Origin of the sequence: Paenibacillus puldeungensis (assembly GCF_042678945.1) — a bacterium.
Taxonomy (GTDB): Bacteria; Bacillota; Bacilli; order Paenibacillales; family Paenibacillaceae; genus Fontibacillus; species Fontibacillus puldeungensis.
The window spans coordinates 128,113-142,096 of the sequence record NZ_JBHTLM010000005.1 but is presented as its reverse complement, the minus strand read 5'-3'; the positions used below and the strand labels follow the sequence as shown (position 1 = coordinate 142,096).

The 13,984-nt window shown below is 49.7% G+C and carries 10 protein-coding genes; 6 read left to right on the top strand and 4 right to left on the bottom strand.

The genetic code is table 11. The features are described from left to right. Positions 1 to 6: 6 nt before the first annotated feature. The 3 genes from ACFQ3W_RS09215 to ACFQ3W_RS09205 are packed head-to-tail and all read left to right on the top strand — an operon-like array spanning position 7 to position 1,612. On the top strand, positions 7 to 1,095 hold the full coding sequence (locus ACFQ3W_RS09215) for an ankyrin repeat domain-containing protein (protein WP_379318908.1): 1,089 nt from the start codon (positions 7 to 9) through the stop codon (positions 1,093 to 1,095). 54 nt (positions 1,096 to 1,149) lie between these two features. Next, positions 1,150 to 1,347, top strand: a complete 198-nt coding sequence (locus ACFQ3W_RS09210; RefSeq protein ID WP_379318906.1) for a VOC family protein — start codon at positions 1,150 to 1,152, stop codon at positions 1,345 to 1,347. Next, entirely contained in the window at positions 1,319 to 1,612 is a 294-nt protein-coding gene (locus ACFQ3W_RS09205) for a VOC family protein (RefSeq protein ID WP_379319059.1), read from the top strand. Before ACFQ3W_RS09210 ends, ACFQ3W_RS09205 begins: the two co-directional genes overlap by 29 nt. Before the next feature lie 70 nt (positions 1,613 to 1,682). Here the strand turns inward: ACFQ3W_RS09205 and ACFQ3W_RS09200 are convergent, their stop codons facing one another. Beyond that, complete coding sequence (locus ACFQ3W_RS09200; protein ID WP_379318904.1) at positions 1,683 to 2,597, bottom strand: AraC family transcriptional regulator; 915 nt, start codon at positions 2,595 to 2,597, stop codon at positions 1,683 to 1,685. Between the two features lie 168 nt (positions 2,598 to 2,765). On the opposite strand from ACFQ3W_RS09200, the gene ACFQ3W_RS09195 reads away from it, so the two are divergent. Both ACFQ3W_RS09195 and ACFQ3W_RS09190 read left to right on the top strand, forming a co-directional pair. Beyond that, the gene (locus tag ACFQ3W_RS09195) at positions 2,766 to 3,410 is read left to right on the top strand and encodes a hypothetical protein (RefSeq protein WP_379318902.1); all 645 of its coding nucleotides are present in this window, start codon (positions 2,766 to 2,768) and stop codon (positions 3,408 to 3,410) included. Positions 3,411 to 3,425: 15 nt separating this feature from the next. Then, positions 3,426 to 3,857 carry an immunity 26/phosphotriesterase HocA family protein gene (locus ACFQ3W_RS09190; protein WP_379318900.1) on the top strand — a complete coding sequence of 144 codons (432 nt, stop codon included), beginning with the start codon at positions 3,426 to 3,428 and terminating at the stop codon, positions 3,855 to 3,857. Between the two features lie 130 nt (positions 3,858 to 3,987). On the opposite strand, the gene ACFQ3W_RS09185 is transcribed toward ACFQ3W_RS09190, so the two are convergent. The 3 genes from ACFQ3W_RS09185 to ACFQ3W_RS09175 form a co-directional block, all read right to left on the bottom strand. Then, positions 3,988 to 4,767, bottom strand: coding sequence for a class B sortase (locus ACFQ3W_RS09185; RefSeq protein WP_379318898.1), 780 nt, complete (start codon positions 4,765 to 4,767; stop codon positions 3,988 to 3,990). A gap of 22 nt (positions 4,768 to 4,789) precedes the next feature. Next, entirely contained in the window at positions 4,790 to 10,876 is a 6,087-nt protein-coding gene (locus tag ACFQ3W_RS09180; protein ID WP_379318896.1) for a carboxypeptidase-like regulatory domain-containing protein, read from the bottom strand. Between the two features lie 297 nt (positions 10,877 to 11,173). Next, on the bottom strand, positions 11,174 to 11,935 hold the full coding sequence (locus ACFQ3W_RS09175; protein WP_379318894.1) for a SagB/ThcOx family dehydrogenase: 762 nt from the start codon (positions 11,933 to 11,935) through the stop codon (positions 11,174 to 11,176). 232 nt (positions 11,936 to 12,167) lie between these two features. Between ACFQ3W_RS09175 and ACFQ3W_RS09170 the strand changes: the two genes are divergently transcribed. Beyond that, positions 12,168 to 13,964 (top strand): glycoside hydrolase family 2 protein, encoded by a 1,797-nt coding sequence (locus tag ACFQ3W_RS09170; RefSeq protein WP_379318892.1) that lies wholly within the window; start codon positions 12,168 to 12,170, stop codon positions 13,962 to 13,964. The last annotated feature ends 20 nt before the right edge of the window (positions 13,965 to 13,984 follow it).

Sequence of the window (13,984 nt, the reverse complement as noted above, 5' to 3'; positions counted from 1 at the left end):
GTTTGATTGATCGTCCTAAAAGATATCGGGAGGTTCGAGGAGCTGCCGGAAATTGCGATGCATATTTATAAAGGAGATATTCCGGCTTTAGAAGCTGCCATCGCCGCAGGCTGGAATATGGAGGAGGGCATCGTACTCAGTAAGCACATTACACTAAGTCCATTAGATCTGGCGCTCGTATCGGAGCAGATGGAGGTTGTAAAGCTGCTGGTAGAGCACGGCGTCAACCTGAATGTTCACCATACTCCAGCTTTTTTGAGAGCTGTTCGCTACTGCGGGGAGGACATGGTTCGCTATATTGCAGCGCAAGGAGCCGAGATGGACAAGCTCAATCGAACGGGGTCAGGCGCATATTCACAGGCCTACTGTGGCAACAAAAAGAATATTCCGCTTATTCATGAGCTGGGATTAGATATCAAGCTGCATGGCGGTCCCGTATTGCGTCAAGCCGTATTGGACCATGACCTGAAGACACTCACGTATTTACTCGAGCAGGGGGTGGATATCAATTATAATAGGCCGGATATGGTTTATCCTTATGGGGCGACTCCGTTAACGGTAGCGGCTCGGATGGGAAATATGGCCATGGTCAAATTTTTGGTTGAACACGGCGCGGACGTGACTATAGCGGAAAAGAACGGCGAGCGGGCGTATACGATTGCGGTCAGCAATAAGCATACGGACATGGCTGATTATTTGAAAGCGCTGGAACCGGCTGATTTTCACGATGCGGAGAACAAGAAATACGAGCTTAAAAAATATAAATTACCCGATGAACTGGTCAGCTTTCTTACAGGGGACAATCTGCGCCTTGAGTTGGGGGAAAATGAATATGGAATCGGGTATATCGACTTTTTTACATTAACCGATACGATTGAGATGAAGGTCGGCAGGCAAAAGCTGCTGCGTCTTTCAGCCGATATCGACAATTACTCTGACCTGCAGCTGGTTTGGAACCCGAAGAATAAAGGCCGGGTAGGCTGTTATGACGTGGAGCACCAGACGTATGCGGATTTATGCAGCTTTGCAGAGTTCCTCGCGCAGCCTGAATTACACCTTATGAAGTTTCTTGAGGGAGAGCTGGAAAATGCCTAATGATACCAAATGAATAATTTGGCCGAGAGAACACAGTGAGGGTGGGGTAAGGGCATGAGAGTAAAATTAGAAGGAATCACGGTTTTGGCGCTTGATATTCCTAGATTAACTAGGTTTTATCGTGATGTTCTCGGATTTAAGGTTCTAATCGAAGAGGAGCACTACACGGAATTTGAGAATGATGGCGTCCGCCTGGCTATTTTCTCGGCGCCATTAATGGCAGATAACACAAACGGTCACTTTCATTTTTGAAGAACGTAAAGGGCAGGCCTTTGAGCTTAACTTCGAATGCAACTCTCCTGAGGATGTCTACGCTAGGTATGATGATTTTGTTTCAAAAGGAGCTACAGGGATAACCGCACCAAAGGTCACGTCCTGGGGGCACACCACGGGCTTTTTTGCAGATCCAGAAGGCAACATCCATTCCCTTTTTGCAGTTAACCCCGCTACGGCGGAGAATCCTAAGAGATGTAGTTCAAACAGCGGCCTTAGTACAAGAGGATTATACGCTGCTTAAGGCCACGCGGGACATCCCAAAGGCGCAGTTTTCACTAAGCTTTCAGGACGCCCCTTCTATGTGCTGGTCCCTAACCTTCTTGCTGCTTGTCCGCAGGAAGCCACAATTCCATATAGCTTGCCTCCGGTGTGCTGTCGTAATAAAGCTCCGGTGCAAATAGCACATTGGTCATGCCGTGCTTTTTCAGCCATAGTTCGCTGTAATTGAGTGCTTTATAGAGAGCGGAAGTGACCAGCTCCTCGAAGTTTTCCGCCTCGAAGCCGAAAACCACATATTCCCGGGCCGGGAGCTGCCATACTTTGAACTCTCCGGGGTCCGCATCCGGCAGTGCCTCGGCTCCGGCAAAATAGGTGAAGCTGCCCTTGGGTGCATCCCCCGAAAAGGCTACTCCCAGCTCCCGGCCGCCAGGAAGCCGGCTTATGCTGCCCTTACGCTCGTGGAATTTCCTCCACACCTCTCCAGGCACGTCCACTCCGGTAGCTTCTCCAAGAGGCAACTGACCGTCAATGGGAACATAGCCACTCAAGCCAATAAACATGATAGGTTGCTCCAACGTTCTCCGGTTAATCTCCAGAATCAGACCGTCGCTGATCAGTGGCACTCCTTCATCGATCATCGTGTAGCCCAGACTCAAATCCGGTTTGGTAAACTGGTTCAGCCTTGCCGGATGGTCCCGGTACTGCTCCGGCGTCATGCCGTAGGCCTCTTTAAAGGCCCGGGTAAAGCCCTCATGGCTGCCGAAGCCCCACTCCAAAGCCACATCTAGAATACGGTTTTCCTTGTTGCCCAGCGCTTCGCAGGCATGGGCCAGGCGGCGGTAGCGGATGTATTCCCGGACAGGCTTCTTCACAAGGCGGGAAAACAGCCTTTGGTAATAAAACGGGGATAAGGCGGCCAAGGCGGCCAAATCATCGATTTCGAGGTTTTCGCTGATGCGGCTCTCCATATAATCCAACGTTTTTTGAATGGCTTCCCACGCGTGCATAGATGCACCTCCTTGCTTTTCAGCATACCACAGGCGCAGACGAGCGGATTTGACGGCCTCTGCCTTTTTTGGGACACTTGGACAAGGAAGACTTCCTTTGCAAACAGGCAGGGGCCCGCGCCGCCCCTAAAATGCACCTCATTCAGATTATTGAGGGAGAGTTGTTAAATGACTATGGAACATAATCAAATGAATATTTTAGCCCGGAGAACAGACTGTATTCTATATTATGCGGAACCGGCCTTATCGAACGAACATCAAGCAGGCTGGATCGGCGGGAATGCACCCGAATTTTTTGACGATCAATCAGACCTCATCCACAAAGGTAACCAAAAATATGTTTTTTACTTAAGCCTTGTTCATCCCTTCAAACCGGAGAGCATGATTTCGATCTTCATTCCTGAAGACTATGAGGAGTATTTGGAAAACAACATTTATCCGAATTGCTCGATCAAGGTGATTGAGCACCCCCTTTCAACGGAAAGCGGCAAAGCGATGTATACTAACCCAGCTCTTGTAAAACACGCCATTTCAGACGGGGAACTAAGCAATGACGAAAAATCAATGGATCAGTCCTTTTTGATCAAAGTTGGCGGCAACCCGAGACTGATTCAAAATGAAGACTATTATTTTACGAAGCTGAAAGAAGAGTCATTTTCTTTTCTATTTCAAGTAGATGAAGAGGGCTACCCCGAAACGTTGCTTCAAGAGGATTACAGTTATCCTTTTGGTTTTGGATCACTATATATTTTTGCCCAAATCGGGACAACGGAGATCCAGCATCCCGTAGCGGGTTTTTGGCAATTTTCATGATAGGAGGAGTCCATTTTGAGAAAAAAATATAGTGAAGGCGATATATTTATCATTCCCATGAAGGATGGACGATTTGCCGTATGTCAGGTGGTGTGCGCGCTGAAAGGCCGTTTCAAAAAGGCGTTTTCGTTTGGTGTAATTCGTCTGGGGACGGATGATACCAATGTGGAGGATGGAGATTTTCTCAGCTACCGGTACGGAAATCGGCAACGCAACGTGATTTTTACCTCTCCGGAGAATCTTCGAAACGGAACATGGAGGATCGTAGGCCATATTGCCTTGACTCCTGAAAAGGAAGAACTAAAAGTATTCCAATGCGCCGGGCATTTGTACCGTGGAGACGAGTACATTCGAAACCTTAGCCAGGAGGAATATGGCAAGTTCAATGCGTTGGGCGTGGCCGGTTTTGAGTTGGTGCAGATTCATTTGTCGGAGATGAAGCAGTGACAGTTGGCGGAAAATATCTATTCATAAAGTGATCGGATGCCCTTAAACTGGATCAAAAGAAGCCTAAAAAAATCGCGTCCTCCAAGGGAGAACGCGATATATATCAGCTTGACTCCGTGTTTCGACTTCGTCACTTAAGCTTTCGGGCGACCACCGCTAACCGACCGTTTTCGGTCGAATATTCGCACGTAGACAGAACAATAAGCTTGTCACCATAACGGGGGGTTATACCCGTTTCGTAAAGAGCAAGTTTTTTGATGTTCTGAACATACGAATCGATTTCGGCGGGCGTACTTACCTGATCAATCTGGTAGTATTTAAATACATTGTCCGATTTGCGATAAACTTGTGATAGAAAAACGGCAACAACCTCATACTCTTCCTTTTCGTAAAGCGTACTAAACTGGAACGTAGCATGCTCCTTATAGAAGCTTTCCTGCTTGTACTTCATCAAATCTTTGAACATCCAGCCGTTTTTCATATGATGCCCGTGAATCAGTAAAATATCGGAACCGTTGATCCGGCTGTGCTCATCCAAAAAGGGGAGGCCGAGGTGGCTCTTCTTTTTATCAAAATCATGATCAAGATAGTACTGCTTATCTTGTGGATTCTGCATAACCGGGTACTCAATTCGGGTGCCGTCAATCTTCAGCCAACCGACGATGTCCGGGTTTCTCTCGTAAAGCTCTCGAAATTCGGAAAGCATGACCGGCTCATTCGCTTTCGTAATTAAAGGGGAGGGGAGTGCTTCCCCTCCTCTTTTCTTCGATTCTTCCTCCCAAGTTTTTGCTAGCTTATCGATTTTCACTTGGTCGGCATAACCCCACAGAAAAATTCTCGCTATATTGGTCAAAGAAAATACCAATACAAGGAAGGAAACGGCGATAAGAACTTTTTTAATTTTACTCATTTTCTTACCGCCTTTCCGGTTACTAAATATGTTTCTTCTTGCCGCTGAGTAAACAGAAGCCAATCGTAATCAAGGACATCAGCGCCAAAACCATATAGAAAATTGGCGATGGACTGCTATCCCCTGTTTTCGGAGCATCGTCCAGCTCGTAATCGTCATTGACAGCTTTATTGTTGATGCTGCCGCCTGCTTTGCTGCCTTTGTTGACTCCGTTGTTGGTGTTGCTAGCTCCGTTATTGGTGTTGCCAGCACCATTGTTGTTGCTAGTTCCGTTGTTGGTGTTGTCAGCACCATTGTTGTTGCTAGTTCCGTTGTTGGTGTTGTCAGCTCCGTTATTGGCGTTGCCAGCCCCGTTGTTGGCGTTGCCAGCCCCGTTGTTGGCGTTGCCAGCACCGTTGTTGGTGTTGCTAGCCCCGTTGTTGGTGTTGTTAGCTCCGTTGTCGACGTTGCCAGCCCCGTTATTATTGCTAGCTCCGCCGTTGCTGTTATCGGTTCCGCTATTGCCACTGCCGGACCCAGTTCCACCGCCAGTTCCACCGCCATTGCCGCCGCCACTGCCGCCGCCACTGCCGCCGGAACTTATCGGCTTCAACTGCACATCGTAGCGTACGATGTCGCTTCCGACCGAGATCGTTGGGCTTTTATACGTATCATAACCGGCTTTGGTTACAACCAGATAGTAATCCGTGTTCGGGAATACCATGTACGCATAGGCGCCATTAGCGTCGCTGTTCTGACTTGGGCTGGTGTTATCGTTCGGCGCAAAGCCCGGAATCGCTGGCAGCGTTACTTTCGTGCCAGGCACAATGCTGTTGGCCTTGTTTCTCGGCGTATCAGCATAGTACAGCGTCACTTCGGCATCTTTGATCACCATACCGGTCGTTGCGTCTGTAATGATACCATACGGGTCAACGAGCCCCTGGGAAATATTTAATTCCCCGCTGTCCTTCACGTCCAGATCCGCTTGAAGGACTGTCAATTCTTGGCCCGGTGCCACTTCGTAGCGCACTTCCATTTTGTAGGTCTTCGCGTCTAAACCTTCCGCTGAGAAGACCCCGTTTGACTGCAGGCTGAACGCTTTGGGCTTGCCGTGTTTATCCACCACATATTGATTGCTGGAATCCCGCAAGTAAATACGCATCTTGCCAGCGAGCTCGCCGCTCAGCAGCGAATCCTTCCCGTCAGGCTGCTTCAGAAGCACAATGCCTACCGCCGTAATAACCGCCGGAACAGTCTCGTTCGTCACACCGTTTTTCACATTTGCTTTTTGCGTGAACTCGACAGGCACATCCTTCCCGCCTACCTGATACCGCTTCGTAAAGGTGATCGTATAATCGGTATCGGCCTCGGCAATGACCGAATATTCACCCTTCTCATTTGTCCGAATCGTTTGCTTCTCGCCTGTCTTCAGATTGGTCACCGTGATGGACGCATTCGGAATGACTTTTCCTGTGTTGTTGTCACGCAGCACGCCTTCCAGAACCGGAAGCTGGCGGGTATTCACAAAGTGTGCTTCAGCCGCGCTTTTTGCCGGAATGGTACCCGTGCGAATGAGATTTTCAGGATCCGTTACATAGCCGTCATCCGTATAATTATCCTCGGTCACCGTATATTGGAGATTCGCAGGAAGTCCTTGCACAATGAACACTTCGGTATCTTTAAGCTCAAAGGTACCTCCACTTGTGATGGTGGCTTTGCTGCCGTCCGACTTCTCGTAAGGATAGGAGTCGTTTGCTCCCTCACCTGTGAAGGTGACCTTGTACTTGAACGTCTTCGTTTTGTCGCCGCCATTGCCTTTAACCGTGTTGCCGATTAGCAGGCTGCCCATCAAAACTCGTACGTTCTTGAATTGAGAAGCTTCATCAATACCCTTCATGATCCCGGAATAGTACCGCTCCTCAGGAGTAGTCACGTAATCATCGGCTGTGTAGTCTTTCTGGGTAACTGTGTATTTCAGATTCTTAGGCAGGCCCAGAATATCCAGCGTCTCTCCATCCTTAAGCCGGAAGGTACCGCCAGTCTTGATTGGACCTTTGCCCCCGTCCGACTTCTCGTAAAGGTAGCTTTCGTCCTTGCCTGTACCCTCAAAGCTGACGGTATACTCAAACTCTTTCGTCTTGTCGCCGCCGTTGCCCATGACCGTATTGCCGATGGTCAGCTTGCTGACGATCCGTTCATTAACAAAGTCCGCCTTGTGGTCGCCTTTATTCACAATGGTACCGGACCAGTCTCTCGTTCCCGGATCTGTTGTGTAACCGTCAACGGTCGTATAATCGCCTTCGGTTACGGTATAAGCCATACCCGCTGGCAATGCCGGCAGCGTCGCAGTTTGCCCATGCTTAAGGGTAAACTTGTCACCGCTCTTCATCTTGCCATACGTGTTATCTGGCTTCTTGTAAGTGTACTCTCCATCCTTGCCCTCGCCATTGAAGGTCACGGTGTATTCGAACTCTTTGTTCGGATCACTTCCATTTCCCTCCACCTTGTTGGTGATGGTCAGCTTGCCTTGGGCCGGTGTGGGCACAATCAGCGGATTGTTCGAATCCACCTTCTGTCCGTCAACAAGGACAGGCTTGCCAGGGGCATCGATGACACGTACACGGTATATCGTAGTCGTAGGCAGGTAAGTGAGGGGATCGATATACGTTTGCTTGAGCAAATAATCCCCCGGCACTTGAATAATGAAATCCGTCCTGCCGTCCGCACCCGTCGTTTTTTCCGCCATTTCATTGTTTTCTTTATCCTTGGCCGGTGTCCCGTCAGGATTGAACAACTTGAACTTTACGTCCTTCAGCGTTGTTGTGCCGTCGGGTCCAACCTTCTTGAGGAAGAGCAGACCGTTTTCATTGGCACTTCCCGCCACATCGTTCGCGTCCAGCGTAATACTGCTCTGCGCTCCGATTGGCGGAAGGGCTTCATCGCCCATCAGCTTAATGGAGTTCCCGGCCGTTCCCGGCTGCATTCCCTGGGATTCGGTCTGGTAAACGAGCTGATAGAGCTTGTTCGGGTCGGCAAAATCAAACCTAATCGTCGATCCCCCGGTTGCCGGGTCTGTGCCTGCGGTGACCTTCACCTCACTGTTCGGATCCGCAAGATTCAGCGGACCTCCGTCACGTTCCAGGGTGCCGTCTGCCTTCAACTTGCCTGGATAGACTGCGATATCGGAAGGTGCGAGGGAAAGTCCGCCCTCTGCATTGTGGCGCAGCTTCAGTCCCTTGGCAAGGGTATCCAGCAAATACACGCCTGGCTTCATCTCGAACGGAGGCGTATAATTCACCGTCCATTCCTGTACACCGGAAACAGGTTTTTTGACGGTTTTGCTCAGAGACTGCACAGGCACAATAATTCTATGAGATTCAGTAGCGCTATACGGCTTGTCCCCCCATTTCATGGAGAGCACAGCCTGATTCTCACCGGCATTATTGTTACCTAGCTGGTAGGTCGCAAGCGCGGCATTGGTAGGACGCGCCTTCACCAGAATGACGTAAGGGCTCTCCAGCTTGGAGAAGGTGAATGTGCCTTCATTGCCATCCTTGGTGAAGCTCACCACATGCTGAGGCGTACCCGGCGCAATAACGGAAGCGGCCTGAGCGTATCTACCATTTCCGCCTTTACCATCAGCTCTATAGCCTGTACTGCCTTTATAAAGTCTATAAGCTTCGCCAGGTGCATAATCTACAAACTCCCAGCCCTTCGGCAGCGTATCCACCAGCTTGATGTCGCTGGCTACACGAGTGCCGCCATCCTTGGCCATCTCCTCCGTATTGAAGCCTGGCATGTTCACCGCAAGCCGGAAGGTAACCGTTTGATCCTTGCGGTCATAGCCTGCCAGGATGTAATTGTCTGGACGGGAGTTGTCCGTATACCAGTTCGGATCATTGGCCAAGGGGGTTCTTTTCCATATGCTGTCGCTCCATTGGCCTGAATAGTTGCGGTTCCAGTCGGCTGCAACCCCCTCTAAACCCGCCGTGTTTGCATACAGCATTTCCTTGTTCAGCATCCGCACAAAGTTCGAGGTGTTGGCCTCGGCACGGCTCATATAATTGTCGCCATCAAAGAGCAGCCCCCGGTTGCTCCATGTGTTTCCGGCGTTATCCTGGCGGAACAGGTTATCCGGGTTGGTAGTGACGGTCTCAAAAGAAACGCTCCCCGGCACATCTCCTTTGTACCCGGTCACTTTGATTAGGTCCGCCACCCGGTCGCCGTTCACCGTCAAGGGGATCACTTCACCTGTCAGTCCATTACTCACAGTCAGTGTATTCTCGCGGTATTTTTGCCAAAGCTGTTTGGTGTCGATCTGGCTCTTAATCGCCTCCAGAGTTGCCGGCGTTACCTTAGGATTGGCATCCAAACCATTCAGTACATCGAGAGAATCGCCGTGAACCAGCAAATCATAGACGACTGGAGCATCCAGCTCATACTGCAACGTCAAGTTTATCGTCCACTTCGTGCCTGCAATGTTGTGCAGCGCGGTGGAAGTGGTGGCACTTTTGGTGAAGGCATGTGCACCGATGTTAACCTTTGCAGCATCCACAACGGCAGCGGGAGCGGTCCAATCGGTCGCATCGTTGTTCTGGATGGCAGTTCCCCCATCCTTCACATCCAATTCCCAGTTTGCGCGCGCTTTGTAATCAAAAGTTGACTTGCTGCTGTCTGTCACCTTTGTGACAACCGTCAAATAGAGGGGGCCGCCCAGATCCCCGCCGATAGCGGTTCCGATTTCGTACTCCCCTGCGGCGTTACGGGTAATTGGGGTAGATGTACCGCTGTCCCCATTCTTGTAGGTTGCGGAAACAAACTCCGTCCCCGCAGGCAGGTTGTCTGTGATCTTAACATTCTGCAAGCCGGTTCTGGACAGTACGCTGTTATTGTTAATCCTCTTGTTGACCTCAACTGTCCATGTGATGAGCGTATCGTTTCCGCTTTTGCCAGGCTTGCCGCTCACTGCAATCCAGTTGGGGCGTATGGCGATCCGATAGGTATTAGATAAAGCCTTCTCATCAGCAGCGTCACCCAAAAGCTTTGCGTCATTAATAATACGGTTCCACCCATACTGATCAAAATTGCCATTCTTTTCAAAGTAATAAGTATTCTTAGGAATCCACGTTTTGAAGGTGACAGTCGCCGTGCTTCTGACGTTATCTACAGTGGATATGTTTGGGAACTTGTAGGATAGTGTGCGATCAGCAGTATAATCAGGATCTGCCGCATTTCCATCCACAGTGAAGGACCCCGGCACATATACGCCGACGTTCGCAAGCGCATCCGAGAAGGTCAACCCGTCCAGCGGCATAGGGATGGACTTATTGTCCATGTCGTTAGCAGTCACAACTGCTCGCCACGTAATGGTGCCCTCTTGGAAAGAGGGGTTGTTAATCCCGCCGTCATCGCCACCGTTGCTTAAGGAATTTACGGTAATGTTATACTCCGGCACCAAATCCGAGTTTTTGAACTTATAGCCATCTCCGAAAATGGTCGTATCCCCGCCGCCGCCAGGGGTCTGATCTGCCGCCTTGGCAGCAGCGGAAAAGCCGATTTTGACGTCGCGTCTACTGCCGTCATATACCCCTGCGCCATCAAACGTTATTTTGATGGAATCATCAAAAAACTGGACGGTAGCAATTTTCAGCCCGCCCTGATTGATGGGCATAGGACCTGCAGGCGTCAAATTCACACCAGGGAAGTAGGTCGCCTTATCCAGAATGGCATAATCCCCCTGCTGAACCACGCTTTCGGGCGGAGCATTGAGATTGTCGCCCTTGGTCGGCACGGCGATACTATCCAGTGCAAGGGTAAAGTTCTCCCGACCGTTAATCTCGCCCCCCGCCGGAATCACAACCTCAGGGTTTCCCTGCTTCACCGTGAGCTTGAATATCGGATTGGCGCTGACCAGCACAGCCGTTTTGTCCGCTGGATCTGCTGCGGGCGCCGCTAAAGTAGACGGCTGAGTGTATACCGCCTCAGTTGCCGACGGCGATTTGGCCGCATTCTGTCTGCTGGATTCGTCGTCTGCGTATGCAGCGGCAGGGAATACCACTGTCTGCAAGACAAGCAAAGCGGCCAGGCAAAAAGCCAGCATAGATTTACCTAAACTGCGTTTTTGTTTCAATACGAAAATCTCCTCCTTTTCTAAAATTTTTGGGAGCGGTCAGTAACCTCGCTCCCTCATCTTTGGTCATCCTCGCTGCTTACGACAGAAAGTAACCAAATTCGCCATTTTATGGCGTGCCCGATCATTATAATAGAGAGAACTATACAAATTCTAAACACTTATGAGATTTTAATAGGCAGTAGCAGAAGGGCAGCAATCAAAAAAAACGAACGATGATTTTCTCCCGGAAAATCAATCGTTCGTTTTTTATTTGTCAGTTCGGAAGATTACGAACCGGATTGGTGAGTCTTTTGACTATTTTCGCTTTTTCCCAACGGCGCCTAGGAAAAGAATAAATTCATCATTACCGTCTAAACCTAATATCTCGTCGATGAGGTTTTGGTCATAAATACCGATCGCACAAGCTCCTGCATCGATCGACTCGCTTGCGAGATAAAGATTCTGAGAAACATGTCCAATATCGATCAGGATTTTTTTATGTGCGGAGACATCATATTTCCATTCGGAACGGTACGGAATGGTACTCCACGCGAACATGACCGCAGCTTTTTTCGTGAAATTCGGGACAAAGGGCTGGTCTAAAGTAATGGCATCGATTTTTTGATCAATTTCATCTAATTCAGACATAAATAAGAGTTTGTGTTCCACGGGTAAATATCGGTAGGTGCCTTGGCGAAGTCCCTCCACCCGCATGATAAAAAGGTAGGTTTCAAAGGTATGCGTTGCGCCGCTGCACGGCACAGTTCGAAGGGTATCTCTAGTCTTCGTTGTGCCTGTTATCCCCTGAGTAGCCCATAATAGATAGGACAACTCCTCAAGACTTAAACTTTCCTCCGAGTAAAATCGGGTACTTCTTCTATCCTTGATGCAGTCATAAATATTTTGTTTTTTTACAACGTCCTCGTTACATTCAGGGAGATCAATAATGACGGATGATGAGGAATAAGGTTTTACGATCAGTGGTTTTGGCAGACCCTTTATCTTATCTGTTCTCACATGTTTAAATTCAAGAAAGTTAGACTTCAAGAAACTTCTTTGCTGTTCATATCGCCCCATGCTAGAACCTCCTATGGTATCTTTACTCGATAAAAGTATACCCGTCCAGGTATTCACAGTTGTGATTTGAGTCACGTACTTTTAAATCTCCCTGTGGCAGCTCACCGGAAATCTGAAGTGTCATGTATAGCAGGAAAACAATGGGGTGTGTTAGAGTATAGAAAAGAAGGAAATCGATTCCAAAATGGAATAGTTACTAATGATTATAGTCCACAAACGGGAGAGTTGAGCAATGGACGATGAACGAAAAACATGGATGACCCAATGGTCTGATGAAGTGGACCCGGAGCGGGTGCTCCCCGAATACCCTAGGCCCCAGATGGTTAGGAGTGAATGGCTGAATCTAAACGGTTGGTGGGATTATGCCATTTTGCCGCAGGGTGCGGATCGTATGGGTGAAAACGACGGGCGAATTCTCGTTCCCTTCCCGGTCGAATCCGTGCTGTCGGGCGTAAAGAAGCCGCTAATGCCGGATCAACGCTTGTGGTACCGCAGATCGTTTCGGCTCCCCGATTCATGGAGGGAGGGAAACGTGCTCCTGCATTTTGGGGCGGTGGACTGGAAGGCGGAAATATGGGTTAACGGACAGGCAGCGGGGAAGCACACCGGAGGGTATTACCCTTTTTCGTTTGATATCACCAGTTTGCTGATCGACGGGGATAATGAGATCACAGTTGCGGTATGGGATCCGACAGATCGTTACGGGCAGGAACGCGGCAAGCAGACATTGAAGCCGGGAGGGTTATTCTATACGGCCGTATCCGGCATCTGGCAGACCGTCTGGATTGAACCTGTACCTCAAGCCTATATTCAATCTCACCGGTTAACCCCGGATTTGGACAATCAATCGTTATCCGTAGGCATAAATGTGGCTGGCGGCGAAGGTGCCGAGTGGCGTTTCGAGGCTATCGTCTTTGAAAAAGAATCCATTATCGTATCCGGCATCAGCGCAGTGGATGAACCGCTCACGCTTTCGATTCCAGAGCCTCGGCTCTGGAGCCCGGATTCGCCTTTCCTGTATGATCTGACCGTTAGGCTGCTTGATCGCGACAATCGTATCGTAGACGAGATCGGGAGTTATTTCGGCATGCGCAAGTTTAGCATCGGGACGGACCGCGAGGGGACGAAGCGACTGCTGCTAAATAACGAGCCCTTGTTCCAGCACGGGATTTTGGACCAGGGCTACTGGCCGGATGGGCTGTATACGGCGCCTACGGATGAGGCGCTGGAATTCGATATTAGGATGACCAAGAAGCTTGGCTTCAATATGACTCGTAAGCATATTAAAGTAGAGCCGGCCCGCTGGTACTATCATTGTGATCGTCATGGACTTATTGTGTGGCAGGATATGGTGAATGGGGGAGGGACATGGAACCATCTTCACCACCTTGTCTATCCAAACCTTGTCATTGGCGGAGTGCGTGTAAATGATCGGCCCCGCAAGGCGCTGGGAAGACATGAATCTCAAAACCGGGATAATTACCGCAAGGAGCTGCGGGAGATGATTGATGCGCTCTATAATGTTCCCAGCATTGGCATGTGGGTCCCGTTTAATGAGGCATGGGGGCAGTTCAATGCCGCTGAGATTGCCGAATGGGTAAGCCGTTACGACCCAACGCGCGTTGTGGACCATGCAAGCGGCTGGCATGATCAGGGGTATGGCGACATCAAGAGTGTCCATATCTACTTCCGCAAGCTGGCAATGCCCAGACGCATTGGGGATAGAGCGGTCGTTATTTCTGAATACGGAGGCTACGGCTTGGTTGAGAAAGGTCATGAGTGGCGGGAGGGTAAGGCATTTGGGTACAAAATATTCAAGTCAAGAGACGAGCTGACCGCCGCATATACTTCTCTAATCCGAAACCAGCTGAAGCCGCTGATCGCCAAAGGGGTGTCTGCCGCCGTATACACGCAGCTGACCGATGTGGAAACCGAAATAAACGGTATTTTGAGCTATGACAGAGAGGTTGTCAAAATGGATGCGGAGCTACTGTACAGCCTGCATAAGGAGCTGATCACCCATAACTGATCGCATTTCCCGGAGAAATT

Excerpts from the sequence above, each read along its gene's own strand:
- ACFQ3W_RS09210 (WP_379318906.1), top strand. The coding sequence starts at position 1,150 with ATGAGAGTAAAATTAGAAGGAATCACGGTTTTGGCGCTTGATATTCCT.
- ACFQ3W_RS09200 (WP_379318904.1), bottom strand. The coding sequence starts at position 2,597 with ATGCACGCGTGGGAAGCCATTCAAAAAACGTTGGATTATATGGAGAGC.
- ACFQ3W_RS09195 (WP_379318902.1), top strand. The coding sequence starts at position 2,766 with ATGACTATGGAACATAATCAAATGAATATTTTAGCCCGGAGAACAGAC.
- ACFQ3W_RS09185 (WP_379318898.1), bottom strand. The coding sequence starts at position 4,767 with ATGAGTAAAATTAAAAAAGTTCTTATCGCCGTTTCCTTCCTTGTATTG.
- ACFQ3W_RS09175 (WP_379318894.1), bottom strand. The coding sequence starts at position 11,935 with ATGGGGCGATATGAACAGCAAAGAAGTTTCTTGAAGTCTAACTTTCTT.
- ACFQ3W_RS09170 (WP_379318892.1), top strand. The coding sequence starts at position 12,168 with ATGGACGATGAACGAAAAACATGGATGACCCAATGGTCTGATGAAGTG.